The sequence below is a fragment of the Salinispora sp. CH2A1_6 genome (assembly GCF_056820975.1).
Genome location: NZ_JBXEDG010000003.1, coordinates 150,510 through 176,004 on the forward strand (window position 1 = coordinate 150,510; position 25,495 = coordinate 176,004).

The window sequence follows — 25,495 nt, forward strand, 5'->3', positions numbered from 1 at the left end:
GTAACGACCGGCCGGCCACCGGCATTCCCGGCGACCCGCACCCGGTGTCACCCGCCCAAGCGGGCCACCTCCACGGCCGTACGCAGGGTGTAACGCCCCGACGGCCGCCGAGATTCCACCACCACCACGCCCCCGACCACACCCCCAAACCGGCATATCTCATCCGTAACCGTCTGTGAGGTCGGGAAAGGGTCGAACTACGCGTCCAGCCGTTTTGTCCGGATGTGATCACACCTGGTCCGGCGCGCTCCGGGACAGTGTCGGCAGTCCGGCGGGTTGGCGGCGCGGTCGCTGTCCGGTGCGCTTCCGCGCTGGTCTGGCGCCGGTTGCTGGGCGATTTCCGCTGCCGCGGACAGAAGGTCGGAGCCAAAGATAACGTTTTGAAAACTTCATCCATGGTCTTGACATGAAGGGGGGTTCAGTAAGAACTTTTACCAACAGTAAACATTCTTTGCGGAAAGAGTCTCGGATGGTTGATCACGAGGTGGGCACCGCCGCGGAGACCGTGGTGGCCGACGCCGACGGGTGTGACCGCCGCGGCGTCCGTGCTGATGCGGCCGACGGTGTGTTGGCCCGGGTCCGGGCCGGGGTGGGTGACCTGACCGGGGCCCTGCGCCGGGTCGCCGAACACGTGCTCAGCGACCCGGAGGCCGTCACCCGCGCCACCATCGTCGAGCTGGCCGAGGGCAGTGGCACCTCCCCGGCCACCATCACCCGTTTCTGCCGGGCGATGGGCTTCGAGGGCTATGCGGACCTCCGGCTCGGCATCGCCGCCGAGAGCGGTCGGGCCCGCCTGGCCGGTTGGACCATCGACATCGGCCGGGAGATTCAGCCCGGCGATCCGCTGCGCCGGGTGCTCGAACAGATCATCGCCGCTGACACCCGGGCGATGCACGACACCGCCGCCCTGCTCGACCTCGCCGAGGTGGAGCGGGCCGCCACGGCGATCGCCGGCGCGGGCCGGGTGAACATCTTCGGCGCCAGCGGCAGCGCCCTGGTCGGCGAGGAGATGCAGTTCATGCTCCACCGCATCGGAGTCGCCGCCTGGGCGTGGAACGACGTGCACGAAGGGCTGGCCTCGGCGGCCCTGTTGGGGGCCGGTGACGTCGCCCTCGGCGTCTCGCACGGCGGCCGGACGCGGGAAACCATCGAGATGCTGGCGGAGGCCGGCAGCCGGGGTGCGACCACCGTCGCGGTGACCGGCTTCGCCCGCTCGCCGCTCGCCGAGCTGGCGGAGATCGTGCTGCTCACCGCCAGTGGTGCCACCACCTTCCGCCCCGACGCGCTGTCCGCCCGGCACCCCCAGCTGGTCGTGCTCGACCTGCTCTACATCGCCGTCGCCCAGCGCACCCACGACCGAGCCCACGCGGCCCTGCGACGTACCGCCCAGGCCGTTGAGGGGCACAAGGCGGCGAAGGAAGCCAGCTCATGACCAGCGCACCTCGGTACGCCGAAGCGGTCCCGCTGACCGCCGAGGCCGTACGACGGATTCACCCGTCCGCAGTGGTACCCCCCGATCTACCGCTAAGGAGAGTCGCATGTCCGCTACCCCCGACCTCAACCGCCGGGCCCTGCTACGTCGTGCCGCCGCCGCGGGTCTGCTGACCCTCCCGGCCGCCGGCCTGCTCAGCGCCTGCGCCGGCAGCGACCCGGCCCAGGACGACAACTCCGGTGCCGCGAAGAGCAAGGACAACCCGTTCGGCGTCCAGGACGGCAGCTCGGTCAAGGTGGTCATCTTCGACGGCGGGCTGGGCGACCAGTGGGCCAAGGAGGACGAGGCGGTCTTCAAGGCCAAGCGTCCGAACGTCACGGTCAACATGTCCTCGACCCAGAAGATCAAGACCGAAGAGCAGCCGAAGATGGCGACCCAGCCCAGCGACGTCATCATGAACTCGGGCGCCGACCTCATGGATATCAGCACCCTCGTCAACGAGGGCGCGATCGAGCCGCTGGAGGACCTGCTCGCCGCCCCGGCGTGGGACAGCGAGGGCACGGTGGCGGACACCCTGCTGCCAGGGACCGTCAACGACGGCACCTACCAGGGCAAGTTCTACGTGGTGAACGTCGCCTACACGGTCTGGGGTAACTGGTACAACGCCGCCCTCTTCGAGAAGGAGGGTTGGCAGCCGCCGAAGACCTTCGACGATTTCTTCGCCCTCGCGCCGAAGATCAAGGCGAGGGGCATGGCCCCGTACGTCTACGACGCGGTGCACGGCTACTACCCGCGCTGGGCGCTGATGGCGACGATCTGGAAGTCCGCCGGCAAGCAGGCGGTGATCGACATCGACAACCTCAAGGAGAACGCCTGGAAGGCCGACGGGGTGCTGCCGGCCCTGGAGGCGTGGGAGAAGCTGGTCAAGGACAAGCTGCTGCTCCCCGGCCAGCTCGACCACACCCAGTCGCAGCAGGCGTGGCTCGACGGCAAGGCCGCCTTCATCCAGGTCGGCACCTGGCTGAAGAACGAGATGGCGCAGACCATTCCCCCGGGCTTCGAGATGAAGCTGTCGGACTACTGGAGCCTGGGGGCGGGCGACAAGGCGCCGAACGACGTCTACGCCGGTGCGGGCGAGGGCATCGTCGTGCCGTCGAAGGCGCCGAACAAGGCCGCCGCCAAGGAGTTCCTGCGGGCGGTGCTCTCCAAGGAGGGCTCGGCGAAGTTCGCCGAGCTGACCAAATCCCTCGCCTCCACCAGGGGCTCCGGGGACAACGTCCAGGACTCGGCGTTGGCCAGCGCCAACGAGCTGATGAGTAACGCTCCGCAGGACCTGGTCTCGGTCAAGTTCTGGAACTTCTACGCCGACCTGGACAAGGAGAGCCAGAACCTCTCCGCGGAGCTGATGGCGGGTCGGCTGACCGCCCAGCAGTTCGTTGACGGGATGCAGGGCGCCGCCGACAAGGTCGCCAGTGACTCGTCGATCAAGAAGCAGACCCGCTCCGCCTGACCCGAACGGAGGCATTGAGTCTCATGCGGCACGGTGTCGCGCGTTTCGCCACGGGCTTCCTGGCCCTGCCGGTCGCGCTCTACCTCTTCTACGTGGTCTGGCCCTTCGCCCAGGCGGCTGGCTACTCGTTGACCGACTGGGGCGGCTACTCCGACCGGCAGCAGTTCGTCGGGCTGGAGAACTACGTCCGGCTCTTCTCCGACGAGCTGATCAGGAAGGCCTTCTGGCACAACGTGTTCTTCCTGATCACCGTGCCGCTGTTCACGATCGCGCTGGCTCTGTTTCTCGCGTTCCTGCTCAACGTGGGCGGGCGCGAGGACAGGGCCGGCATCCGGGGTGTCTTCGGCTCCGGCCTTTACAAGGTCATTTTCTTCTTCCCGCAGGTGCTGTCCCTGGTCGTCGTCGCCGTCATGTGGCAGCAGATCTACCGGGCCGACGGGCAGGGTCTGATCAACGGTGTGTTGATGAAGATCGGGCTGGTTGATCCGGAGGACCCGATTCTGTTCACGTTCGACCCGGAGCCCTTCCTCGGTGTCCCCGCGGTGCTCTGGTGGCTGCTGCTGATCGCGGTCTGGAGCGGCGCCGGGTTCTACATGGTGCTCTTCTCCGCGGCGATGCAGTCGATTCCGAAGGATGTCTTCGAGGCGGCCATCCTCGACGGTGCCGGTCGGTTCCACACGTTCTTCCGGATCACGCTGCCGCTGCTGCGGGACACCGTCTCGGTGGCCTGGATCTATCTGGGCTTCATCGCCCTGGACATGTACGCCCTGGTCTTCGTGATGACACCCAGCCAGGGCGGCCCGAACCACGCCAGCGAGATTTTCGCGTCGGTGCTCAACTTCACCGCCTTCCAGAAGGGCCAGTTCGGCTACGCCTGCGCGATGGGTGTGGCTTTGGCGATCTTCACGATCCTCCTGGCCGCGGCGCAGCTGAGAATCACCCGCCGCGAGCGGATCGAGTACTGAGGAGTCGACGATGAGTACGGTGACCCACGACCCCGGTCCCGTCGGGCCGGATCTCGTTCCGCCGGCCCGCACCACGTCGGCACGCCGCATCGGGTCCGGCGGCCGGCGGCCCGGCGCACAGTTCTTCAACGGCTTCTCCCACCTGTTCCTGCTGGTCTGGGCGATCATGGTCGTCTACCCGCTGATCTGGGTGGTCATGTCGGCCCTGAAGAGCGACGCGGAGGTTATCCGGCAGCCGCTGTCGCTGATCCCGGAGACGCTGCGTTGGGAGAACTTCGGCCGGGCCTGGACCGAGGGGCAACTCGGCGACTTCTTCCTCAACACCGTGCTCGTGTTGGCCGGCAGCGTCACGCTGACCATGCTGCTCGGCTCGATGGCCGCGTACGTGTTGGCGCGCTACGAGTTCCCCGGTAACCGGCTGATCTACTACATGTTCCTGTCCGGCCTCACGCTGCCGATCTACCTCGCTGCCGTACCGCTGTTCAAGGGCGTCTACAACACCGGGGTGCTCTTCCCGCCGCTCGGGCCGAACAAGCACCTGATGCTGATCCTGGTGTACGCGGCATGGTCACTGGCCTTCACGGTCTTCTTCATGCACTCCTTCTTCCGGACCCTGCCGAACGCGATCGCCGAAGCGGGCCTGGTGGACGGGGCCTCACACAGCCGGCTCTTCTTCAGCGTGATGCTGCCGATGGCGAAGCCCGGCCTGATCAGCATCGGTATCTTCAACGTGCTCGGGCAGTGGAACCAGTGGTATCTGCCGACGCTGCTGATGCAGTCCGCAGACGGTGAGCCGAAGAACCAGGTCATCGCCCAGGGCCTGATCGAGCTGTCGGTCAATCAGGGGTACAAGTCCGACTGGTCTGGCCTCTTCGCCGGGGTCACCATGGCGATGTTGCCGGTGTTGATCGTGTACATCGTCTTCCAGCGCCAGGTGCAGTCGGGCTTGACCGCGGGCATCAGCAAGTAGCCCGGCGCCAACTCGGCGAACCGCCGCCCGCCCCTCGCCGCCCGCCCGGCGAATCCGGCCCGCCCCGCCGCCGGCCCACCAGTCCAGCGGATCCGCTGCCGGCCAGTCTCGCGACTGATGTGTCGCCGGGCTGGCCGGCGATGTCGTACCGGGCGGGCAGAATCGTGATCATGGCGGCGGTGGTGGCGGTGGTGGCGGGTGCGGACCCTCGACTCCCCGCTGCGCCGGGGGCGGGCTCCGGGGTCGGCGGGGGAGTGCTGCAGCCGCTCGACGCTGCCGGAGTGCCGATCGGGCCGCCGGAGCAGGTCGCCGACCTGGCGGTCGCGATGGCCGACCGCGAGCGAAGAGAGCGCCCCCGCTGGGTCTGGGCGTCCGGTGCGGCGCTCTACCCCGTGTTGCTGCGCGCCGGGGTCCGGGTCGACCGTTGTCACGACATCGAGCTGACCGAGGCGTTGCTCCTCGGTCACGCGGGTCGGTGGGGTGAGCCGCGTTCCTTCACGGCCGCCTGGGCACGCCTGACCGGCGCGCCGGTGCCGCCCGATCCGCCGCCGCGGTTGGCCGAGCCCCCGGGCCACGGCCAGGGTGCGCTCTTCGAGTCGCCGCCGGCTCCGCCGGGTCCCGGCATCGCGGCTCTGAGCCGGGTCTACGCCGACCAGCTCGCCCGGATCGCCGCCACCGAGCACCCGGGCCGATTTCGGCTGTTGGTCGCGGCCGAGTCGGCGGGGGCGCTGATCGCCGTCGAGTTGGGGGCGGCGGGGCTGCCGTGGCGGGTGGATGTGCATGACGCCCTCCTCGGCGAGCTGCTTGGTGGCCCCTCCCCGGTGGGTGGGCCGCCACGTCGGCTGGCGGAGCTGGCCGCCCGGATCGCGGCCGCCTTCGACGTGCCGCAGCTGCACGTCGATTCGCCGCTGGAGCTGGTGCGGGCGTTCGCCCGGGCGGGGGTGGAGGTGCCGAACACCCGGTCCTGGGTGCTGCGTGGCGTCGACCACCCCGCGGCGCCGCTGGTCCTGGCGTACAAGGAGCTCTACCGGATCTGGACGGCGCACGGCTGGGCCTGGCAGGACGCCTGGGTGCGGGAGGGGCGGTTCCGTCCGGAGTACGTCCCCGGCGGCGTGGTCTCCGGCCGGTGGGCGACCCGAGGTGGTGGGGCGCTTCAGATCCCGAAGGTGATCCGGCGGGCGGTGGTGGCGGACCCGGGTTGGACGTTCGTGGTCGCCGACGCGGGGCAGCTCGAGCCGCGGATCCTGGCGGCGGTCTCCGGCGACACCCGGCTCGCCGCCGCGGCCCGGGCGGGGGACCTGTACGCCGCTTTGGCCGCCGATGCGTTCGGTGGGGACCGGGCGCGGGCGAAGGTGGCTCTGCTCGGCGCCATGTACGGGCAGACCGGCGGTTCGGCGGCACCGGCATTGGAGGTGCTGCGGCGTAACTATCCGGCGGCCTTCGGCTATGTGGAGTCAGCCGCGCGCAGCGGCGAGGCCGGCGAGTTGGTCCGTTCCTGGCTCGGCCGTACCTGCCCGCCGGGCGCGGGCGAGCTTGCTGAGGCGGATCCGGTACCGGCCGGGGGTGAGCAAGGTCGGTCGGCGCGGGCCCGGGCGCGCGGCCGGTTCACCCGGAACTTCGTCATCCAGGCCACCGCCGCAGAATGGGCCGCGACGCTGTTGGCCACGCTCCGGGGGGAGTTGGCCGGCAGCGACGCCCGGCCGGCCGGTAGCGGCGTGGGGCTGTCCGGTAGCGACGCCGAGCTGGTCTTCTTTCAGCACGACGAGGTGATCGTGCACTGTCGCGCCGAGCGGGCCGCGGCGGTCGCCGCCGCGGTGACCCGGTGCGGGGAGCGGGCGAGCGCGTTGCTCTTCGGGCGGACGCCGGTACGTTTCCCGCTCGATCTCTCCACCGTTGAGTGCTACGCCGACGCGTCTTGAGCTGCTGTTCAGCCCCGAGCCCGGTAGGGCGACGCCAGTCCGGGCCACCCGCCTGACTTTAGCCTTTTGTCCCTGATGGTCGTAATATCCGATTCATGCCCGGAACCTGAACGCTGACTGCTCGTTGGGTCCGTTGTGCGTCCCGGACCGGGCAGGTGGCCTGCCCGGTCCGTTACCAAGACGGAGGTGGCCCCGCTGAACCGGACCGCAGGAATGATCATCGCCGCGGGTGGCGGGCGCCGGATCGGTGGCCCCGAGGCGCTGCTGTGCCAGGGCGAGAAACCACTGGTGAGCACGATGATCGACACGATGACGGCGGCCGGCTGCGAGCAGATCGTAGTCGTCCTCGGCGCCGCCGCCGACCAGGTACAGGAAACCGCTGACCTCACCCGAGCCACCGTGGTGGTGAACCGGGCCTGGGGAACCGGAGTGGGCTCCTCGATCAAGGCTGGCCTCGCGGCCATCGACGACGACGCCATCGAGGCGGTGGTCGTCGTTCCGGTGGACATGCCGGGCCTGACCGCGGCGGCGGTCCAGCGGGTCGCCGCACTGCCGTACCCGGACGTGCTGGTCTGCGCCACCTACGGCGGACTGCGCGGCTACCCGATGCTGTTCGGCCGCCGACACTGGTCCGGCATCGCCACGTTGGCCAGCGCGGATGTCGGCGCCCGTCCGTACCTGCTGGCGCACAAGGACCAGATCGTCGACATCTCCTGTGACACCGTCGCCGACGGCAGCCGGGTCGACAGCCCGGAGCTGGTGGCCCTGTACGGGTTGACCGTCCCACCGCAGCGGGTCGGCGCGTAGTCAGCCCGGCAGATCAAACAGGTCGGCGGCGTTGGTCCAGCACACCGCCCGCAACCAGGCGTCGCCCAGGTCGAGCTGGGCCAGCGCGGTGAGCTGCGCGGCGTACGCGTAGGGCAGGTTGGGAAAGTCGCTGCCGTGCAGCACCTTGCCGGCCAGGCCCAGCTCGCGTAGCCGGGGCAGCTCCGCGGCGGGGAAGGGCACGGCCCGGTCGAAGAACGGGGTGAAGGCCATGGTGGTGTCCAGCCGCACGTTCTCGTACCGGTCGGTGAGGTCGAGGAAGGCCTCGTAGTCCGGTGCGCCGAGGTGTGCCACCACCGCGGCGAGCCGCGGGTGCCGGGCGAGTAGGGCGGCGAAGGGGTCGGGGCCGGTGTGTGCGGTGCCGGCCGGCGCGTGTCCGGCGTGCACCACCACCGGTACCCCGGCGTCGGCGAGCAGCCCCCACACCGGATCGAGCAGCGGATCGGTCGGGGCGAACCCGCCAACCTGCACGTGCACCTTGAACACCCGGGCACCGGCGGTGAGCGCCTCGGTGACGTACCGGGGGGCCGCCGGCTCGGGGAAGAACGTGGCCGAGGGGAGACAGTCCGGGTTCGCGCGGGCGAAGTCGAGGGTCCAGGAGTTCAGGTCGGCGGCCATCGCGGGGCGGTGCGCGTACGCCAGGGCACTGAACGCCCGTACCCCCATCCGGCGCAGGTGAGCCAGTCGCTCCGCGTCGCTCCACCGGTAGCGGATGGGCCAGGTGGTACCGAGGAGTGGGCCGGCCGCGTCGAAGTATGCCCACACCCGGCGCAGCAGCCGGGGCGGGAGGAAGTGCACGTGTACGTCGGCGAGGCCGGGTAGGCCGAGCCCCTGCCAGAACGCCGGGACGTCGGCGTCGTCGGCGTCCTCGGTGGCCACCGGCACGGCTGTCAGGCCCCGATGTTGAAGCGATTGAGCAGGTGCGGAGCGACCAGCCCGATGGCGGAGAGCACCGCGACGATGGTGAGCGCGGTCCGGACGAAGACCACCTCGGTCCGGCCGCCCGCCCGAAGTGCGATCGCGTCCGGCAGACTGATCATCCGCCACATCCGACGTTTGATCGGGATCGGCCAGAGGATCGGTACCCCGGCCCGGGTGATCATGTCGCCGAGGATGTGGACGAAGCAGCCGACGCCGACGGCCAGCCCGATCATCGGGTAGCCGCGGTCCCCCGGCAGGGTGGCGAAGGTGAACCACGCCGCGGCGAGCGAGGCGAGGGTCACCACGAGCCAGCCGGCGCGTTCGGCCCAGTCGTCGAAGAGGCCGCGCAGGGCGAGACCGAACATGAAGAAGAGGATGCCGATCACCGCCCACTTGCCGTACGCGGCGCAGAGCGCGGTGGTGCCCCAACCGACCAGCACGGTGAAGGGGATGGTGTGGGTCAGGGTGCGGTGCCCGTTGGTGCGGCGCGGGTCCCGACTCAACTTCGTCGCATAGTAGACGCCGAGCGACACCTTCTCGGTCACCTCGGCGACGAAGAGGGAGAAGACGCCGAAGGTGCGGGCGACCGTGGCGCCACCCTGGTTTCGGGTGACCTTGCCGGAGAGGTCGAGGTCGGGGAAGAGCGCACCCCCCGCGCAGACCGCGGTGCCGACGGCGAGTGCGAGCGGCGACTGCTCGTAGCCGGCGAAGTGGTCCAGCGCCAAGGAGCCGGCCAGCCACACCGTCGCGCCAGACAGCGCGTGCGACGGTCCCATCATGCCCGCTCACCCTCCCCGGATCGTGGACGCGCAGAAGCTACGTCACTGTAGTGCAGTGGCGGCACCGCCCGAGAGCACACCCGCTCCGAAAGAGACGGTACGGCCCGGAGAAGCTCGGATCCGGCCGCCGGCCGCCCGGCGGTGGGGCGGCAAAATGAGGTGACCGGGTCGGTGGGGGCCGCTACGGTGGCGCCGACTGTTGACGGGAGGGCGACATGGCAGGTGCACGCCGACACGGGCAGGTGCTGATCTTCGATGCCGACGACACGCTCTGGGAGAACAACATCGTCTTCGAGCGGGTCATCGAGGACTTTCTGACCTGGGTGGCGCACCCGACGTTGGAGCGCACCGAGATCCGTACGATCCTCGACGACATCGAGCAGGCCAACGCCGTCGCGCACGGCTACGGCAGCAAGGTCTTTCTGCGTAGTCTCGGTGAGTGTTTCGAGCGGCTGCGGGAGCGGCCGGCCACGCCCGCCGAGCGGCGGGGAATCGAGGAGCTGGCCGTCGCCCTGGTCGAGCACCGGGTCGAGCTGATGCCGGGGGTGGCTGCGGCGTTGGACGAGTTGGCCGGCCGGCACGAGCTGTTTCTGCTCACCAAGGGCGACCGGGAGGAGCAGCAGCGGAAGCTGGACGCCTCGGATCTGCTGCACCATTCCCGGGCCGCGCACATCGTGCCGGAGAAGGACGTGACCACCTACCGGTGGCTGGCCAACGAGCACGATTTCACGCCGTCTCGTGCCTGGATGATCGGGAATTCGCCGAAGTCAGACATTCTGCCGGCCCGCGCGGCGGGGATGAACGCCGTCTACGTTCCGAACGAGAACACCTGGGTGTTGGAGCACGACGCCCTGGACCACGACGACGCGGCGGTGCTGCACCTCACCGCCTTCCCCGACCTGCTGCACCACTTCTGATGCGGAGCGCCAAGCGACATCTGACGCCCAAGAGCGTTCACGTGTCCGTGCCGCGGACGATAGCCACCGCCACCCGACAGAACTCGTCCATGTCGGGCTGGAACCCGGCCGCGATGTCTGGGTGCAGACCGGCACGGGTCTCGTCCAGCAGCCGCTGGCAGACCTGCTCGACCGGCTCGCCGGCGTAGCTTTCCCGGACCCGGTCGGTGGCGGCCTGAAGCGCCGAGGTCAGCTGCTCCTCCAGCGGGCCACGCAGCTTCTTCTGCACGGGGTCCCGGGGCTCCAGCGTGACGTGTGGCTCTGACATCGGCGCTCCCTTTCTCGGCGACCGGGTACCCCGCCGTCGGCGTCGGTTACACCGCGGCCGGCACGGCGGCGACCCGCACCTCGTACGAGTAGTCCTCCGCGGGTTCCTCCCGGTACGTCATTGCTCTGATCTGCCGGTCATCGTCGTAGAGTGCGACGTCCACCAGGACGCCGAGGTGGGCCAGACCGATGCTGGCCACCCGCTTCTTGTCCTGGAGCACCGCACATACCCCGCCAAGCAGCGTGCTGGCGTCGGATGTGCGGTGCCCCGGCGGGCAGCGCAGCACGAGGTCCACCTCGATCGGCCCGGACAGTGGGGTCCAGCCGGTCTGCTGAGCCGCCGCACAGGCCGCTTGGAGTAGGGCGCGGACCCTCGTCGCCTGCCGATGCCCGGCGGCGAAGATGGACAGCGCTTCGGCTTTGACCGGTGGCAGGCCGCTCACCTTGACGGTCAGGGCGACAGCGCGGGTGTCCTGCACAACGGCACCTCCTTGTTGCGGACGATCCTGCCCAATCAGCGACGCAGCGGTGTGGGTTCGCTGGAAAACCGGCCGATCGGGCGGGCAGGGTTGGCCGAGGCGTGTCGACGTCGCTGGCGAACGCGCAGGTAAGGCTAGTCCACCTGGCGCGCGCTGGGTAACTGTTCGCTCACTCGATGAGATGGGGCCCGGCTAGGATGCGGTCGAGGCGGACCGAACGAACTCCGCGATCACGTTGCCGAGCTGCTCTCCCGCGTCCTCCTGGAGGAAGTGCCCGGCTCCCTTGATCACCGGGTGGTCGAGTCCGGCAGCCCCCGGCACGGTGCGGCGCAACACCGGCGCCATCCCCCCGGTGATCGGATCCTGGTCGCTGAACGCCACCAGGAACGGGCGCTCCCAACGGGAGAGTTGGGTCCAGGCGGCGCGGTTGGCGGTGCTGGCCGGATCGTCGGGTGCGGTCGGCACCAGGGTGGGCATGGTGCGGGCACCGGCGAGGTAGGACTCGTCCGGGAACGGCGCGTCGTAGGCCGCCAGCTCCGCCTCGGTCAGCTCACTCTGGCAGCCCGACTGCACCAGCCGGGACACCGTCAGCTCGGGGGCCGTCTCGACCATCCGCCGGAACTGCCACCAGATCTCCGGCATCGGCTGGTCACCGGTGGGAAGCCCGGTGTTGGCAGCGACAACCCGGGCGAAACGGTCCGGGTGCTCGGCGACCAGGCGGAGCCCGATCAGGCCGCCCCAGTCCTGCCCGACCAGCGTCACTCCGGTCAGGTCCAACTTGTCGAAGGCGAAGCTGCGGATCCACTCGACGTGTCGGGCATAGCTGTGCTCGCTGTGCTCGGCCGGTTTGTCGGACCGGCCGAAGCCGATGAGATCCGGTGCAATGGCCCGCAGCCCGGCCTCGGCGAGCACCGGGATGACCTTCCGATACAGGAATGACCAGCTGGGTTCCCCGTGCAACAGCAGCACCGGTTGCCCATCCGCCGGGCCGGCCGTGACGTAGGCCATCCGCAGGCCGTCCAGGTCGACGTAGTGGGGCTCGTAGGGGAAATCGGGCAGGTTGCTGAACCGGCTGTCCGGAGTACGCAGTGCAGACATGCCAGTCAATATCGCACAGGGTGCCGGTGTGCGGTTAGCGCGCTCAGCGGACCCGGGCCGACTGGGAGACGGCGTCCGCGCCCTCCCGCTCGATGGTGCTGAGGCTGTTGATCGTGGTGGCGGCGATGTTGCGCATCGCGTCCTCGGTGAAGAAGGCCTGGTGGCCGGTGATCAACACGTTGGGAAAGGTGTTGAGTCGGGAGAAGTCGTCGTCATCAAGGACCCGGTCGGAGAGGTCCTCGAAGAACAGGTCGGTCTCCTCCTCGTACACGTCGAGACCGAGATAGCCGATCTGGCCGTTCTTGAGCCCGTCAATCACCGCCCGGGTGTCCACCAGCGCCCCACGGCTGGTATTGATCAGCATTGCCCCCCGGCGCATCTGGGCGATCCGTTCGGGATTGATCAGGTGCTCGGTGTCCGGGGTCAGCGGGCAGTGCAGGGTGATCACGTCCGAGTCGCTCAGCAGGCGCGGCAGCGGCACGTACTCGATCCCGGCCGCGGCCACCGCGTCATCCGGGTACGGGTCGCTGGCGATGACCCGGCAGCCGAACCCGGACAGGATACGGGCCACACAGAACCCGATCTTTCCGGTGCCGACGACGCCGACGGTCCGGCCGTGCAGGTCGAAGCCGAGTAGTCCGGTGAGCGCGAAGTTGTGCTCCCGGACCCGGTTGTAGGCCCGGTAGACCTTGCGATTGAGGGCGAGGATCAGGGCAACCGTGTGCTCGGCCACCGCGTACGGGGAGTACTCCGGCACCCGGACCACGGTGAGGCCGAGCCGGCGGGCGGTGGCCAGGTCCACGTGGTTGAAGCCGGCGGAGCGGAGCGCGATCAGTCGGACGCCGTCGGCGGCCAGCCGCTCCAGCACCTCGGTGCCGAGGTCGTCGTTGACGAACGCGCAGACTGCCGCTGCGCCGCTGGCGAGCTTGGCGGTCTGCGGGGTCAGCCGGGGTTCGAGGAATTCCAGTTCGTGGTCGCCGGCCGAGTTGGCCGCCGACAGGAACTCCCGATCGTATGGTTTCGTGCTAAATACCGATACGCGCATGTGGAACCTCCGCTGACCACCGTACGACTTGCCTGGTTGGCCGCTTACGGCGGGTTACGGAATAGGATTTACCGCACTGTACTAGGCCAGGTGTTACAACGACTTATGTGACAGCCAGGGGTGAGCGAGCGCCCGCCGTCGAGCACGGTGACCACACCGGACGGGAGCCTGCTCGCGGGGCGCCCGGTGTCGCCAGCCCGCTGCTGGTGCTCTGGGACATCGACGGCACCCTGATCGACAACGGTGGGGTGAGCAAGGAGGCGTACGCGTTGACCTTCGCCCGGCTGACCGGCCGGCACCCGGAGCACCCGATTGTTCCCGCGGGCAGGACCGATCCCGCGGTCCTGCGGCTCGTGCTGCGACAGCACGGCATCGACGCCACCCCGGACGTGCTGGAACAGGCGGTTGACGTAATGAACAGGGTCTTCGCATCGCTCACGTCGCGGTTGGCGGAACGTGGACACGCCAAGGTGGGGGCACGGGCGGCCATCGCGGCGTTGGCTGGGCGGGGTGATGTCGTCCAGTCCGTGCTGACGGGAAACACTCGGCACAACGCCCAGATCAAGGTTTCCGTATTCGGGTTGGCCGGCGCCCTCGACTACGAGGTGGGCGCGTACGGCTCGGACACGGAGGTGCGTGCCGACCTGGTGCCGGTCGCGCGAAGGAAGGCCACGGCGAAGTACGGGATCCCATTCCCGCCGGCCCCCACGGTGTTGATCGGGGACACCCCACGTGACATCAGGGCTGGCCGCTCCAGCGGCGTGTTCACGGTGGGGGTGGCCACCGGCGAGTACGGTGTCGATTCCCTGGCCGCCAGCGGAGCCGACGCGGTTCTTCCCGACCTCCGAGATACCAGCGCCGTGGTAGGTGCGGTACTCGCGGCGCGGCGCGAGCGGCCCGGGGAGGCCCACCGATGAGACCGGGTGAGGGCGCGGAGGATCGCCCGGACGAGTACGAGTACATCCGGTCGGACTGGCGCCGCTATCGACAGCTGGACCGGCTCGTCAACCACTGGGAGCGGCCCGGCTGGAAGGCGGGCCGACGGTCCTACCACTGGATTGTCCGGTTTGACGAGCGCCCGGCGGTCCAGCGACTCGCCGCGCGCTGTCAGGCCCGGCTGGGGCACCTGGAAACCCTGGATCTGGTTCCCGTCGCGAGTCTGCACCTGACCGTGCAACGGGTCTCCTTCACCGACGAGATCACCAGCTCGCAGGCGCTCGCGGTGGCCGCCGCGGCCGGCGAGCGGTGTGCGTCCATCCGGCCTTTCACCGCGACTGTCGGCCCCCTCACCGGATCGGCGAACTCCGTCTTTCTGAACGTGGGTCCGCACCGGCCGTTCCACCTTCTCCGGCAGGCCGTGGTCGCCGCGACCGCGCACGTGCGAGGAGCCGAGGCCGTACCTGACCACCCCGCGACCTTCGATCCACACGTCAGCATCGCCTACAACCGTCGACCCACTGTCGCGAAACCGGTCATCGCGCAGGTGGCGACCGCGCGGTCGATTCCGTCGGTAACCGTCCAGGTCGAGACCGTCAGCCTGGTCGAGCTGCGTCGGGACGGCCACACCTACCTCTGGCAGCAGATCGCGGCCGTCCCGCTGGCGGCGCCAGGATAGCGCGCCGAGGCTACCGTGCGAGCGTTGACTTGGACTCGACCCGGCCGACCGGGTTGGGCCCGCCGGTCAGTTCGTCCTGTGCCTCCTGCCAGGCTGGTACCCCGGGATAGAGGGTCGAGCGGAGGTAGGCCTCGGTGAGCCGCTGGACGGCGGCGACCCGCGCGGGGCTCTCGTCCGTGGTCTCGGCCACGTCGTATCCGGCGACGCCGCCGAGCCCATGCTCCGCACCGAAGAGAGTGAGCAGGGACTTGGGGCCGGGGGCGAGGAAGTAGGGGTCGGTGTGCCATTGCGGGCCCAGGACCGTCAGGTGGGCGGAGGTGTCGTGGTCGCCGGCGACCACGAGCGCGGGTGTCGTCATCGTGGAGAAGTCGGTGGTGGCGAAGAAGGAGTAGTTGTCGCGGGTGAAGTCGGTGAGGGCGTCGCCTCCCCGGCCGGGCGCGGCGAGCAGCACACCCGCCTTGATCCGGGGCTCGGAGAGGTCCACCTCCGTTCCGTCGCGCGGGTCGGTCAGCCGTGCGCCCAGCAGCAGGCTCGCGGTGTGTCCGCCCATCGAGTGTCCGGCCACGGCGACGCGGTCCCGGTCCAGGCGCCCGGGTAGCTGCCCGATCGCGGCCTCGATTTGGTCGAGCTGGTCGAGGACGCGTTTCATGTCCTCACCCCGCGACCGCCAGTACAGGGGGGCCTCGGGATCACCTGGGCTCAGGTTCAGCGTTCTCGAGTTGAGGTGGGTGGGCTGGATGACGACGAAGCCGTGCGCCGCCCAGTAGTTCGCGAGCGGGGCGTAGCCATTCAGTGAGGACAGATGGTGCGAGGGGCCGTGCCCGTGTGAGAGGAGGAGGATCGGTAGCTCGCCTCCGGTCGTGGGCGCGGAGACGCGTACCTGCAAATCCACGGCCCGGCCGGGAGCAGGCAGCACCACTGGACTGACGGACAGGACAGGGGTGGGGGTGACACCGAACGTGTGGGCAGGCTGGGTCGGCTCACTCATCTCGTCTGGTCCTCTCGTTGGATAACTCGTCTCGGCTGCCCGCGCGGGCTGGCCCCCCGGGCAGAAAGCGGAGCGTTGTTCCGCAACTATACGGATCAGTGTTCCGTTTCGTCAACACCAGGGCCTTCCCGCAGCGGCGGGGCGGACGAGACCTCGGCGTCGCCGTCGCGGGTGTCGCCGGTGGCGGTGGGTGGGCCGGTTCCCTGAAACGACATCGTGACGGCAGTCGCGTCGACACGCAGTTACGTCAGATTATTCGTTGCACCAATCTGGCAACAGCAGCATTGTCGCATTCAAACTCGGTCGGTAATCTCCTCGGCGAGGAGATTCAGGAAGGCGGCAGATGCATTGTGCGTGAACTGCTGTGCAATCCAGCCTATCGATGGCTCTTCACTGCCCAGATAGTCGCACTCGTCGGCAGCGGCCTGGCGACGGTGGCACTCGGACTGCTCGCCTACGACCTCGCGGGCGCGCGGGCCGGGGCGGTCCTCGGCACCGCGCTGGCGATCAAGATGGTCGCCTACGTGTGTGTGTCGCCGCTGGTGGGAGCGGTGCTGGACCGGGTGCCGCGGGGCGCGGTGATGGTGGGCGCCGACCTGGTCCGGTGCGGCGTCGTCCTGCTGCTGCCGTGGGTCGAGGCGATCTGGCAGATCTATCTGCTCATCGCGGTACTGCAGGCCGCGTCGGCCACTTTCACGCCCACCTTCCAGTCCGTGCTCCCGGATGTCATTCCGGATGAGGAGGACTACACGAAGGCGCTCTCCGCATCGCAACTTGTGGTCGCCCTGGAGAATATCGCCAGCCCGGTAATCGCCGCCGCGTTGCTGCTCGTTCTCAGGTTCACAGACTTGTTTGTGGGGACGGCGGTGGGATTTCTCGTATCCGCGTTGTTGGTCAGCGCGGCAGCGGTGCCCAGGGCGCAACGTAGCAGCCGGGTCCGGTTCGCCGAGCGCCTTTTCGCGGGGATGCGGATGTTCGTGGGCACGCCGCGGTTGCGGGCGGTGCTGGCGCTGAACATGGTGGTCGCCGGCTCCGGCGCCGTCACCCTGGTCAGCACGGTCAACGTGGTGCGTGATCTGCTTGACGCCACCGAAGCGCAGGTGCCACTTCTGCTCGCCGGCTCCGGCTTCGGCAGCGTCGCGGCGGCGCTCGGCGCGCCGCTGCTGCTGCGCCGACGCAGGGATCGGGGTGTGCTGCTCATCGGTGCTGGCACGGCCCTGCTCGCCCTCTTCGGCGCACTGCTGCTGTCGATGGTGCCGTCCTGGCCGTTGGCGATGGGTGTCTGGTCGCTCATCGGCTTCGCCGGTGGCCTGATTGTCGTTACGGTCAACCGGGTGCTGCGTGCCTCGTCGGCGGCCGTCGACCGGCCGGCGTTGTTCGCCGCCCAGTTCTCCCTGTCCCACCTCTGCTGGCTGCTCACCTACCCGCTCGTCGGCTGGGTTGGCGCGGGGGCCGGCTTGACCGCGGCATGGGCGCTCCTGGCGGGTGTGGTGTTCGTGGCGGGACTCTCCGCCCGCTGGCTCTGGCCCGCTGGCCTTCGCGAAGTATTCCGGCACCGACATGGCGTAGACGCGGACCGCGCGCACCTGGCCGACGCCGAGTGGAATGGAGTGGCGTGGGTGCACACCCACCGCGTGCGGATCGACGTCAACCACACTCGATGGCCCCAGTCGGCGTGAGTAGCGGAAATGATCATGGTGATCATTGTTATCGCTAGACATTAATCGAACGTTCGTTTAGTGTGTCTGGTGTGTCCGATGAATCGCCGCCGAGAGGCGACAGGTCCTCCACGAAGAGTCGCATCCTTGCTGCCGCAATCACGCTCTTCGCCGATCAGGGAGTGGCGGCCACCGGGGTCCGTGCCATAGCGGCGGCAGCCGACGTCCACCCATCACTGATCATTCACTACTTCGGTACGAAGGATGGGCTGCGGGTGGCCTGCGACAAACATGTCGCGGCCTTCGTGCGGGAGCACAAGCAGCAGGTGATGCGGGCCGGCAGAATCGACCCGGCGGAGCTGCGTGACCTGCGCGATGGGCCGCCGCTGCTGCGATACCTGGCCCGGGCGCTGGCCGACGGCTCCCCGCACACGGCCGCGTTGGTTGACGAGATGGTCAATGACGCGGTCGGCTACCTCGCCGAAGGAGTCGCGTCGGGCCTGGTCCGGTCGACGGATCACCCCTACGAACGGGCGGCGCTTCTCGCGATCTGGTCCCTGGGTGCACTCGCGCTCCACGAACACGTGCAGCGGCTGCTCGGCGTCGACCTGACCAACCTCGATGGTGCGGCAGCGGTGGAGTCAACCTACGGGCGCGTTGCGTCGGAGCTACTCGGCGACGGGATCTTCCGCACCTGATCGATTGTTACTCACACCCCCTGAGGCGGCGAACATGGACCTGACCCAGACGCTCGGAAGAATCCTCTCGCTGTATCTGTTGACCTCCGGAGTCGCGTTTATCGTGGCCACCCAGTTCTATCTGCGACTCACCCAGCGGGCTGACCGGTCGGATCTGATGGCGGTGAACATCTCCGGCATGGTGCACCTCCTCGTCGGCTTCGGCGTACTGGTCACCCACTTCGAGTGGCGTGGCGTGCCGGAGGTGCTGGTGACCCTGCTGGGAGTCTTCTTCACCCTGCGCGGTATCAGCTACTACTGGATCCCCCAACTGGTGCTCCGACCCGCGGAACAGGGGCGTGGGTCAGCACAGGGGCTTCGGGTGCTGGGGGCCGCCTTCATTGGCTACGGCGCTTTTCTGGGTTACCTCAGCTTCGTCGCCTGAGCCAGGTAGTGGGAACACGAGGGCCGGCACCACCGGATTCGGCGGTGCCGGCCCTTGTGCGGCCGCTGCCCGCCTGAGCGGAGTCAGGGCAGGGTGTCCAGGGTGACGGTGTCGTGGTAGCCGTACGTGACGTACAGACTTGCGGAATAAGGAAGACATTTTCGTATAAATGGTACGGTTCGGTGTGTCGTTCCGTCCGCGTCTGCCCCGGCCCCATGGCCAAGGTGACGCTTCGGCGGGGGAAGCGGACCGGCCGCGACGTCAGCTGACCATGTTCGCGGCCGCTGCCTGCATCTTCCTCGTGCAGCTGGACTTCTATGCGTTGAATCTCGCCTTGCCGACGATGGCGGCGGAGTTGGGGACGAGCACCACCGATCTGCACTGGGTGGTCAGCGGCTACATCCTGGCCCAGGCGGCGTTTCTCCTTCCCGGTGGCAAGCTCGGCGACATCCTCGGGCGTCGCCGCATGCTGGTGGTCGGCCTGCTCATCTTCGGGGCGGCTTCGCTCGGTGCCGGTCTGGGCTCCGACCCGCCGATCGTGATCGCTTTCCGGGCCGTGCAGGGGATGGGTTCGGGCATCGTCTTCCCCCTCGCCTTCGCGGTGATCACCGAGGCCTACCCGGGGAAGCGGGCGAAGCGAGCGATCGGCAACGCCTACGGCATCGGGGCGGTGGCGCTGGCGCTGGGGCCGCTGCTCGGCGGCGGGGTCACCGAGTGGTTCAGCTGGCGCAGCGTGCTCCTGGTGAACGTGCCGCTCTGCGTTGTCGCCATCGTCGCCAGCGTCGCCTGGCTGCCGGAGTCGCGGGACCCGACGGTGTCGCGGGCGGTTGACCTGGCGGGTCTGGTCGTGGTGGTGCTCGGGATCCTCGCGATCACCGTGGCCGCGGACCGGATGGACGCCTGGCGGCCGGTGGTGGCCACCGCCCTCGCCGTCGGTGGGCTGGTGTTGCTGGCCGCGTTCGTGCTCCGGGAACGGGCCGCGGAGAGTCCACTGGTCCGGCTGGATCTCTTCCACGACGCCAGGTTCGTGGCGGTGACCCTGATGGGGCTGGTCGCCAACATCGCCTTCGTGGTCACGATCTTCGCCACCACAATCCACCTGCAACAGGTACGGGGCTACTCGCCGTTCGTCGCGGGCCTGGCGGTCCTCGCCGCCTCGATCAGCGGCGGCATCGCTGGTCCGTTCGCGGGTCGGCTCAGCCAACGGGTCGCGGTGCGTCGGTTGATCGCCGCGGCCACCCTGGTCGGTGCGGTCGGCCTGGTCGTGGTGGCCTTTGGCGGGGAGATCTGGCTGTACCTGATCGGTCTGGCTGTCGCCGGGTTCGGCTACCGGACCGGGCTCACCCTGACCAACCTCGGCACCCAGGCCATGGTCCCGGCCGAGCGAGCCGGTGAGGCATCCGGGACCACGCTCTCGATCCTCTCCGCTGGCTCGGGCATCGCGATCGCGACAGCCGGCACGCTGATCGAGCAGGGCAACCTCGCCACCGGCATCATGCGCGTTCTCCTGGGAGTCGCGGCTGGTAGCGCCGTGGCCGCACTGCTGCTGGTCCGGATCCCCTGACCCACCCGACCGAGCAGACCACGGACGACGTGCGGCCGGAATTCGCGCAGGTCAGCATCGACGAAGGCGACGAGGTTACCGTCAGTGGCGGCCAGGCTGGCCCAGAGCGCGTCGCCCTTGCCGGCCAGCCGGGGCAGGCCCTGGGTGATCTCGTCCTGGCTGACCACCTCCGCGCCGGCGGCCCGGGCCACCTCCGCGGTGCGGTCGGTGGACCGGGAATCGACCACAACCAGCTCATCCACGAGGGGAACCTGCTCCATCAGGTCTTCGCGGATCGTCGAGACGATCGCCCCGGTGGTCGCCTCCTCGTTGTAGGGCAGAACGCGCGGTGGACTTCCCGTTCGTACGTTGGTTAACCCGCGTGGGGTTCCCGCCGCCGTTTTCGTTGCTAGACGCACTGGCGGCTCGCCGCGGGAAGCAGGTCGCCCAACAGTTCGGCGAGGAGATCCACGCCGTCCGGGCTGAGCACCGACTCGGGGTGGAACTGCACCCCGGCCACGGTGGCTCCGCGCAGCGCGTGTACCGCGCCGCTCGTGTCGTCCCGAGCAACCTCCACCGAGCCGTACGGGGTGGGTAGGCGGTCCGTGTCCGCTTGGGCGGTGAAGGTCGAGTAGAAGCCCACTCGCCGCTGGACGCCGAAGATTTCCACCTCCCGCTGCAGCCCCTGGTACGGGGCGTCCCGTCGGTGTAGGGGCAGCCCGAGCAGCCCGCAGAGGAGCTGGTGGCCGAGGCAGACCGTGAGGGTTGGCTGGCCGGTGGTGAGGAGTTCGGTGAGCAGCCGGCGCAGCGCCGCCATCTTCGGCTGGGTCAGCTCCGCCGGGTCGCCGGGCCCGGGGCCGACCACCACCAGGTCGTATTCGTCCCGCGGGCCGGGCGCGTCCCACGGCCGCACGGTAACGCTGAGGCCGAGCGCGCGTAGCTGGTGGGCGAGCATGCCGGTGAAGGTGTCCTCCCCGTCCACGATCAATGCCCGGCGGCCGGTGAGCCCGGGACGGCCGGGGGTGTCCTCCGGCCGTTGGTCCAGCCAGAACCGGGCCAGCGGCGCGTTGCGGGCGGCCAGCGCCGCGCGTACCTCCGGGTCGTCGGCGAGCCGGGGCGCCGCCCCTGTGGCTGCCGCGGGCGCCTGCGGGCCGAGGCCCAGCGCGGCGAGCACCGCGGCGGCCTTGGCGTGGGTCTCCGCGACCTCCCCGGCGGCGACCGAGTGGCGGACCAGGGTCGCCCCGACCGACACCCGCAGCTCACCGGTGGGGGAGAGCTCGGCGGTACGGATCAGGATCGGGGCGTCGAGGGTCTGCCGGCCGCTCTCGTCCCGACCGAGCAGCGCCAGCACGCCCGCGTAGTAGCCGCGCCCGGTGCGCTCGTGTCGCGCGATGACCCGGCACGCGTTCTCCATCGGGCTGCCGGTCACCGTGGGGGCGAACATCGTCTCCCGCAGCACGTCGCGGACGTCCTTCGAGCCCCGCCCCGCCAGCAGGTACTCGGTGTGGGCGAGGTGGGACATCTCCTTCAGGTACGGGCCGACCACCTGGCCTCCCCGCTCGGCCACGGAGGCCATCATTTTCAACTCCTCGTCGAGGACCATGTACAGCTCCTCGACCTCCTTCGGGTCGGCGAGGAAGCGCAGTAGGTCAGCCCGGTCGGCAGCGGCGCCGGTGTGGCGGAAGGTGCCGCTGATCGGGTTCATCAGGACCAGCCCGTCGTCCACGCTGACGTGCCGCTCCGGGCTCGCCCCCACCAGTGTCCGGGTGCCGGTGTGCACGACGAACGTCCAGTAGGCGCCACGTTCGCGTAGTAACAGCGAGCGCAGCGCCGCCAGCGCCGCCCGCAGCGGTGCACCCTGCACGGTGGCGTGCAGGGTGCGGTGGATGACGAAGTTGGCACCTGCGCCCTGCCCGATCTCGTCGGCCAGGACCCGGTCAACGGTGGCCGCGTACTCCTCGTCGGAGCTGTCGAAGCCCGCGTTCCGGGTCACCACCGCGGCGTCCGGCAGCGCCGCGAGCGCCACCGGGAGGTCGATCTCTTCGTGCCGGTCGATCACCAGGCACTCCAGTGGGGCGCCATCGTCGACGCAGTCGAAGCCCCGTTCGGCCACCTGCCGGTAGGGCACCAGCGCGAGGGTGGCCGGTCCCGTCGCCCCGGTCGGCAGCGGGATGTCGGCGAGTCGTTCGACCACCCGTACCGACCCGGTGTAGAGGTCGAGGTGGTCGGCGCCCTCGCGACGGACGAGCGCGAACGGGCCGGGGTCGGTGCCGGCCGCGATGGCGGCGAGTAGCGGGGAAGGGTGGGTCATCGGGTCTCCTCGGTTCCGGTGCCACCCGTTGGGCGGTCCGGTGCCGGTCAGAGACCGACGGCCGCCTCGACGGGCGGCCGCGTGAAGCTACGCGCGGAGTGTGGCCGCCGGGTCGGCGGGCCACCAGCGGTGAAGGTGCGCGAGCATGAGTACCACCCTAACGCGTTGTCATCGAGAGCGGAAGCGAGAGCCTCACCCCGCTGGTCCGGATAGCGTGACCGACGATGACCACACTCGCGCTGGATCTGGGCACCTCCTCGGTGCGTGGCCTGGTGCTCGACGAGGCAGCCCGGCTGCTGCCCGGGGCGTTGGCCCGGCGGCGGGTGGGCCTCGCCGTCGGCGGGGACGGCGCCGGCACGCTGGACGCGCAGGGCTACCTCGCCGGCCTGGGGCAGTGCCTGGACGAGTTGGCCGCCGGCGGGCACCTGGACGGCGTCGAACTGGTGGCGATCTCCGCGCAGTGGCACTCGGTGGTCGCGCTCGAGGCTGACGGTGCCCCGATCGGCCCGGTGCTCACCTGGCTGGACACCCGGCCGGCACCGGCACCAGGGCAGCCCGGCCCGGTCGACCCGGGGGCTTTCCACCAGCGCACCGGTACCTGGTGGCATCGCTGTTACTGGTCGGTCCGGCTGCCGTGGCTGCGGGCGCGACTCGGTGGCCACGCCACCCGCTTCGCCGGGCTGGCCGAGTACGTCCTCGGCGTGCTGCTGGGCCCGGTCCCGATGTCGGTGTCGCAGGCGTCCGGCACCGGCCTGCTCGACCTGGGCACGATGGACTGGGACCCGGAGGCGTGTGCGCTGGCCGGCATCGGCCCGCGCGAGTTGCCGGAGTTGGCGCCGGTGGGCTGGCACGGCCGGCTGCGCGCGGAGTACGCCCGCCGCTGGCCGCCGCTGGCCGGGGCGCGGTGGACGGCCCCGATCGGGGACGGGGCCGCGTCGAATGTCGGCTCGGGCTGCGTTGATCCAGGACGGGCGGCGGTGACGGTGGGTACCTCGGCGGCGTTCCGGGTGGTGCGGGCCGTCGCGCCGGGGGAGCCGCTGCCCCGGCTGGCACCGGGCCTCTGGCGCTACCGGGTTGACCAGCGGCATATCGTCACCGGGAAGGCCTACTCCGCCGGCGGCAACCTCTTCGCCTGGGCCAACCGGGAGCTGCGGCTCCCTGACCGGGCCGAGCTGGACGCGGCCCTGGCCCGGGTGCCCGTCGTCGGCGGGGGTCCGGCGGCGGACGTCTGTTTCGGGGGCGATCGGCCGCCCGGACTGGCTCCGGCGGGTTCCGGTGCGTTGGCCGGGCTCGGCTTCGGCACCACCGCCGTGGAGATTCTGGCCGGCCTGATGCGGGGCCTGAGTGAGCTGGTCGCGGTGGACCTGGCCGCTCTGGAGTCGGAGCTGGGCTCGCGGCCGGTCGAGGTGGTCCTGGGCGGCGGGGCGATGGCGGCGTCCGAGTGGTGGCGTCGGGCCTTTGCCGTGGCCCTCGCTCCCCGGTCGGTCTGGCATCAGCGGAACCCGGAGATCGGCGCGACCGGCGCGGCGCTGGTGGCCCTTGGTCGGATCGGCGACGCCGCCGGAGTCGCCGACCTGGACCGGACCGGCGAGTCGACCGTTCCTTCCTGACTTCCGCGCCACCGACGCCGTTGCACCCTTCTCCGAGCGGGCGTGGGCTGCGCCCCGCGGTCAGAACCCGCCCGCCGCGATCACCTCGCGGTACCAGTGCGCGCTGCGCTTGGGCACTCGACGTTGGGTCGGGTAGTCCACGTAGACCAGCCCCCAGCGCTGGTCGTAGCCCTCGGCCCATTCGAAGTTGTCGAGCAGGGACCAGACGTGGAAGCTCTCCAGCGGTACCCCGGCGGCGATGGCGCGGTGCGCGGCGGCCAGGTGGTCGCGGAGGAACTGGATCCGCCCGCCATCGTCAACCGTTCCGTCGGCCGCGAGGGTGTCCGGGGTGGGTAGGCCGTTCTCGGTGACGGTCAGCGGGATGAGGCCGTAGTCCCGGGTGACCCGGGTGAGGATGTCGTACATGCCCTCGGGGTAGATCTGCTGCCAGGCGGCCTCGGAGGTGGGCCAGCGGCGCACGGTGGTGCCCGCGGCGGTGACGTAGTACGGGGTGTAGTACTGCACCGCCAACAGGTCAACGGGGGCGGAGATGATGCCGAGGTCGCCGTCGTGGATGCCGCGGACCATGCGGTGGCCGGGACCGAGGTCGTCGAGCACGTCCTGGGGGTAGCGGCCGGTGAGCGTCGAGTCGAGGTAGAGCCGGTTCTCGTAGCCGTCGTAGCGCCAGGCGGCCTCGGTCGCGTCGGGGGAGGAGTCGGCCGGGTAGCACGGGTGCAGGTTGAACGCCGGGCCGATGCGCCCGGCCCCACCGACGGCCCGGTAGACCCGAACGGCGAGTCCGTGCGCGAGCTGCAGGTGGTGCGCGACCAGATACGCGGCCTGCGGGTCCTGGTGGCCGGGGGCGTGGTGGCCGGAGAGGTAACCGTTCTGCACGACGGTCTTCGGTTCGTTGATGGTCAGCCAGGTCGGCACCCGGTCCCCGAGGGCCTGGAAGACGTGTTCGGCGTAGTCGGCGAAGCGGTAGGCGACCTCCCGGGATTCCCAGCCGCCCCGGTCCTGGAGGGCCTGGGGGAGGTCCCAGTGGAACAGTGTCGCCACCGGCTGGATGCCGCGTCCGTGTAGTCCGTCGAGTAGGCGCCGGTAGAAGTCCAGTCCGCGTTGGTTGGGCGCACCGGTGCCGTCGGCCTGGATGCGGGGCCAGGCGATGGAGAACCGGTAGCTGCGCAGGCCCAGCTCGGCCATGAGGTCGAGGTCCGCGTCGTAGCGGTGGTAGTGGTCCGCGGCGATGTCACCGGTGTCGCCGTTACGGGTCCGGCCGGGGGTGTGGCTGAACGTGTCCCAGATCGACTCGCCCCGGCCGTCCTCCTTGGCCGCGCCTTCGATCTGGTAGGCGGAGGTGGCGGCTCCCCAGCCAAAGTTGGATGGGAAGCGCAGGGTGCCCGCCGGCTGGTGCGCCGAGCGGTCGGGCTGCGCGGGGTGGGGGAGTGTCGACATCGGGGGAGTCTCCTCTGCTAGTGCTGAAACCGGACCGGGAGCGCTCCC

Annotated in this window: 23 protein-coding genes and 1 pseudogene; 14 read left to right on the forward strand and 10 right to left on the reverse strand. The window is 69.9% G+C overall.

Annotated features, from left to right (window positions below; all coding sequences use genetic code 11):
• Nucleotides 1-469: 469 nt before the first annotated feature.
• From AC1UKG_RS05480 to AC1UKG_RS05505, 6 genes are all read left to right on the forward strand, one after another.
• A complete protein-coding gene (locus AC1UKG_RS05480; protein WP_018745417.1) occupies nt 470-1,432 on the forward strand; it encodes a MurR/RpiR family transcriptional regulator in 963 nt (320 codons plus the stop codon).
• Nucleotides 1,433-1,538: 106 nt separating this feature from the next.
• The gene (gene ngcE, locus AC1UKG_RS05485) at nt 1,539-2,942 is read left to right on the forward strand and encodes an N-acetylglucosamine/diacetylchitobiose ABC transporter substrate-binding protein (protein ID WP_018745416.1); all 1,404 of its coding nucleotides are present in this window, start codon (nt 1,539-1,541) and stop codon (nt 2,940-2,942) included.
• A 23-nt stretch (nt 2,943-2,965) separates the two neighbouring features.
• The gene (locus AC1UKG_RS05490; RefSeq protein WP_018745415.1) at nt 2,966-3,907 is read left to right on the forward strand and encodes a carbohydrate ABC transporter permease; all 942 of its coding nucleotides are present in this window, start codon (nt 2,966-2,968) and stop codon (nt 3,905-3,907) included.
• A 10-nt stretch (nt 3,908-3,917) separates the two neighbouring features.
• Nucleotides 3,918-4,877, forward strand: coding sequence for a carbohydrate ABC transporter permease (locus AC1UKG_RS05495; RefSeq protein ID WP_018745414.1), 960 nt, complete (start codon nt 3,918-3,920; stop codon nt 4,875-4,877).
• 140 nt (nt 4,878-5,017) lie between these two features.
• Entirely contained in the window at nt 5,018-6,796 is a 1,779-nt protein-coding gene (locus AC1UKG_RS05500; protein WP_482642745.1) for a bifunctional 3'-5' exonuclease/DNA polymerase, read from the forward strand.
• Between the two features lie 213 nt (nt 6,797-7,009).
• Nucleotides 7,010-7,603 carry a nucleotidyltransferase family protein gene (locus AC1UKG_RS05505; RefSeq protein ID WP_018745412.1) on the forward strand — a complete coding sequence of 198 codons (594 nt, stop codon included), beginning with the start codon at nt 7,010-7,012 and terminating at the stop codon, nt 7,601-7,603.
• On the opposite strand, the gene AC1UKG_RS05510 is transcribed toward AC1UKG_RS05505, so the two are convergent.
• Both AC1UKG_RS05510 and AC1UKG_RS05515 read right to left on the reverse strand, forming a co-directional pair.
• Nucleotides 7,604-8,506 carry an amidohydrolase family protein gene (locus AC1UKG_RS05510; RefSeq protein WP_018814158.1) on the reverse strand — a complete coding sequence of 301 codons (903 nt, stop codon included), beginning with the start codon at nt 8,504-8,506 and terminating at the stop codon, nt 7,604-7,606.
• A gap of 5 nt (nt 8,507-8,511) precedes the next feature.
• Complete coding sequence (locus tag AC1UKG_RS05515; RefSeq protein WP_018745410.1) at nt 8,512-9,321, reverse strand: metal-dependent hydrolase; 810 nt, start codon at nt 9,319-9,321, stop codon at nt 8,512-8,514.
• Between the two features lie 215 nt (nt 9,322-9,536).
• Between AC1UKG_RS05515 and AC1UKG_RS05520 the strand changes: the two genes are divergently transcribed.
• Complete coding sequence (locus AC1UKG_RS05520; protein ID WP_482643189.1) at nt 9,537-10,238, forward strand: HAD family hydrolase; 702 nt, start codon at nt 9,537-9,539, stop codon at nt 10,236-10,238.
• A gap of 37 nt (nt 10,239-10,275) precedes the next feature.
• Here AC1UKG_RS05520 and AC1UKG_RS05525 read toward each other — a convergent pair whose 3' ends face one another.
• The 4 genes from AC1UKG_RS05525 to AC1UKG_RS05540 form a co-directional block, all read right to left on the reverse strand.
• Nucleotides 10,276-10,545, reverse strand: a complete 270-nt coding sequence (locus AC1UKG_RS05525; protein WP_018745409.1) for a hypothetical protein — start codon at nt 10,543-10,545, stop codon at nt 10,276-10,278.
• 46 nt (nt 10,546-10,591) lie between these two features.
• Complete coding sequence (locus tag AC1UKG_RS05530; protein WP_018745408.1) at nt 10,592-11,023, reverse strand: hypothetical protein; 432 nt, start codon at nt 11,021-11,023, stop codon at nt 10,592-10,594.
• Nucleotides 11,024-11,215: 192 nt separating this feature from the next.
• A complete protein-coding gene (locus AC1UKG_RS05535; RefSeq protein ID WP_018745407.1) occupies nt 11,216-12,121 on the reverse strand; it encodes a haloalkane dehalogenase in 906 nt (301 codons plus the stop codon).
• A 43-nt stretch (nt 12,122-12,164) separates the two neighbouring features.
• Nucleotides 12,165-13,166 (reverse strand): 2-hydroxyacid dehydrogenase, encoded by a 1,002-nt coding sequence (locus AC1UKG_RS05540; protein WP_029124427.1) that lies wholly within the window; start codon nt 13,164-13,166, stop codon nt 12,165-12,167.
• A gap of 107 nt (nt 13,167-13,273) precedes the next feature.
• Between AC1UKG_RS05540 and AC1UKG_RS05545 the strand changes: the two genes are divergently transcribed.
• On the forward strand, nt 13,274-14,083 hold the full coding sequence (locus AC1UKG_RS05545) for a haloacid dehalogenase-like hydrolase (protein WP_018814160.1): 810 nt from the start codon (nt 13,274-13,276) through the stop codon (nt 14,081-14,083).
• Entirely contained in the window at nt 14,080-14,781 is a 702-nt protein-coding gene (locus tag AC1UKG_RS05550) for a 2'-5' RNA ligase family protein (protein WP_482642747.1), read from the forward strand. The genes AC1UKG_RS05545 and AC1UKG_RS05550 overlap by 4 nt, the downstream gene beginning before the upstream one ends.
• A 10-nt stretch (nt 14,782-14,791) precedes the next feature.
• Here AC1UKG_RS05550 and AC1UKG_RS05555 read toward each other — a convergent pair whose 3' ends face one another.
• Complete coding sequence (locus AC1UKG_RS05555) at nt 14,792-15,769, reverse strand: alpha/beta hydrolase family protein (RefSeq protein WP_482643190.1); 978 nt, start codon at nt 15,767-15,769, stop codon at nt 14,792-14,794.
• Between the two features lie 350 nt (nt 15,770-16,119).
• Here AC1UKG_RS05555 and AC1UKG_RS05560 point away from each other — a divergent pair, with 350 nt between their 5' ends.
• The 4 genes from AC1UKG_RS05560 to AC1UKG_RS05575 all read left to right on the forward strand — a co-directional run bounded on the left by AC1UKG_RS05560 (nt 16,120) and on the right by AC1UKG_RS05575 (nt 20,113).
• Nucleotides 16,120-17,448 (forward strand): MFS transporter, encoded by a 1,329-nt coding sequence (locus AC1UKG_RS05560; RefSeq protein ID WP_482642039.1) that lies wholly within the window; start codon nt 16,120-16,122, stop codon nt 17,446-17,448.
• A 44-nt stretch (nt 17,449-17,492) separates the two neighbouring features.
• Entirely contained in the window at nt 17,493-18,125 is a 633-nt protein-coding gene (locus tag AC1UKG_RS05565; RefSeq protein ID WP_482642075.1) for a TetR/AcrR family transcriptional regulator, read from the forward strand.
• A gap of 34 nt (nt 18,126-18,159) precedes the next feature.
• Nucleotides 18,160-18,549 (forward strand): hypothetical protein, encoded by a 390-nt coding sequence (locus tag AC1UKG_RS05570; RefSeq protein ID WP_482642040.1) that lies wholly within the window; start codon nt 18,160-18,162, stop codon nt 18,547-18,549.
• A gap of 169 nt (nt 18,550-18,718) precedes the next feature.
• The gene (locus tag AC1UKG_RS05575) at nt 18,719-20,113 is read left to right on the forward strand and encodes an MFS transporter (RefSeq protein ID WP_482642041.1); all 1,395 of its coding nucleotides are present in this window, start codon (nt 18,719-18,721) and stop codon (nt 20,111-20,113) included.
• A gap of 8 nt (nt 20,114-20,121) precedes the next feature.
• On the opposite strand, the pseudogene AC1UKG_RS05580 reads toward AC1UKG_RS05575, so the two are convergent.
• Both AC1UKG_RS05580 and AC1UKG_RS05585 read right to left on the reverse strand, forming a co-directional pair.
• A pseudogene (locus AC1UKG_RS05580) lies at nt 20,122-20,433 on the reverse strand (glycosyltransferase); the annotation flags it as partial.
• Nucleotides 20,434-20,501: 68 nt separating this feature from the next.
• On the reverse strand, nt 20,502-22,403 hold the full coding sequence (locus AC1UKG_RS05585) for an anthranilate synthase family protein (protein WP_482642042.1): 1,902 nt from the start codon (nt 22,401-22,403) through the stop codon (nt 20,502-20,504).
• Nucleotides 22,404-22,627: 224 nt separating this feature from the next.
• On the opposite strand from AC1UKG_RS05585, the gene AC1UKG_RS05590 reads away from it, so the two are divergent.
• Nucleotides 22,628-24,013: an FGGY family carbohydrate kinase gene (locus AC1UKG_RS05590; protein WP_482642043.1), complete on the forward strand. Its 1,386-nt coding sequence runs from the start codon at nt 22,628-22,630 to the stop codon at nt 24,011-24,013.
• 60 nt (nt 24,014-24,073) lie between these two features.
• On the opposite strand, the gene AC1UKG_RS05595 is transcribed toward AC1UKG_RS05590, so the two are convergent.
• Nucleotides 24,074-25,447 carry a GH1 family beta-glucosidase gene (locus tag AC1UKG_RS05595; protein WP_482642044.1) on the reverse strand — a complete coding sequence of 458 codons (1,374 nt, stop codon included), beginning with the start codon at nt 25,445-25,447 and terminating at the stop codon, nt 24,074-24,076.
• Nucleotides 25,448-25,495: the final 48 nt, after the last annotated feature.

Bases quoted from the DNA above. Each gene is read 5' to 3' on its own strand.
- AC1UKG_RS05555 (WP_482643190.1), bottom strand. From the start codon at position 15,769: ATGAGTGAGCCGACCCAGCCTGCCCACACGTTCGGTGTCACCCCCACC.
- AC1UKG_RS05585 (WP_482642042.1), bottom strand. From the start codon at position 22,403: ATGACCCACCCTTCCCCGCTACTCGCCGCCATCGCGGCCGGCACCGAC.
- AC1UKG_RS05505 (WP_018745412.1), top strand. From the start codon at position 7,010: ATGATCATCGCCGCGGGTGGCGGGCGCCGGATCGGTGGCCCCGAGGCG.
- AC1UKG_RS05575 (WP_482642041.1), top strand. From the start codon at position 18,719: ATGGTACGGTTCGGTGTGTCGTTCCGTCCGCGTCTGCCCCGGCCCCAT.
- AC1UKG_RS05590 (WP_482642043.1), top strand. From the start codon at position 22,628: ATGACCACACTCGCGCTGGATCTGGGCACCTCCTCGGTGCGTGGCCTG.
- AC1UKG_RS05495 (WP_018745414.1), top strand. From the start codon at position 3,918: ATGAGTACGGTGACCCACGACCCCGGTCCCGTCGGGCCGGATCTCGTT.
- ngcE (WP_018745416.1), top strand. From the start codon at position 1,539: ATGTCCGCTACCCCCGACCTCAACCGCCGGGCCCTGCTACGTCGTGCC.
- AC1UKG_RS05520 (WP_482643189.1), top strand. From the start codon at position 9,537: ATGGCAGGTGCACGCCGACACGGGCAGGTGCTGATCTTCGATGCCGAC.
- AC1UKG_RS05515 (WP_018745410.1), bottom strand. From the start codon at position 9,321: ATGATGGGACCGTCGCACGCGCTGTCTGGCGCGACGGTGTGGCTGGCC.
- AC1UKG_RS05525 (WP_018745409.1), bottom strand. From the start codon at position 10,545: ATGTCAGAGCCACACGTCACGCTGGAGCCCCGGGACCCCGTGCAGAAG.
- AC1UKG_RS05535 (WP_018745407.1), bottom strand. From the start codon at position 12,121: ATGTCTGCACTGCGTACTCCGGACAGCCGGTTCAGCAACCTGCCCGAT.
- AC1UKG_RS05595 (WP_482642044.1), bottom strand. From the start codon at position 25,447: ATGTCGACACTCCCCCACCCCGCGCAGCCCGACCGCTCGGCGCACCAG.
- AC1UKG_RS05540 (WP_029124427.1), bottom strand. From the start codon at position 13,166: ATGCGCGTATCGGTATTTAGCACGAAACCATACGATCGGGAGTTCCTG.
- AC1UKG_RS05480 (WP_018745417.1), top strand. From the start codon at position 470: ATGGTTGATCACGAGGTGGGCACCGCCGCGGAGACCGTGGTGGCCGAC.
- AC1UKG_RS05570 (WP_482642040.1), top strand. From the start codon at position 18,160: ATGGACCTGACCCAGACGCTCGGAAGAATCCTCTCGCTGTATCTGTTG.
- AC1UKG_RS05490 (WP_018745415.1), top strand. From the start codon at position 2,966: ATGCGGCACGGTGTCGCGCGTTTCGCCACGGGCTTCCTGGCCCTGCCG.
- AC1UKG_RS05550 (WP_482642747.1), top strand. From the start codon at position 14,080: ATGAGACCGGGTGAGGGCGCGGAGGATCGCCCGGACGAGTACGAGTAC.
- AC1UKG_RS05500 (WP_482642745.1), top strand. From the start codon at position 5,018: ATGTCGTACCGGGCGGGCAGAATCGTGATCATGGCGGCGGTGGTGGCG.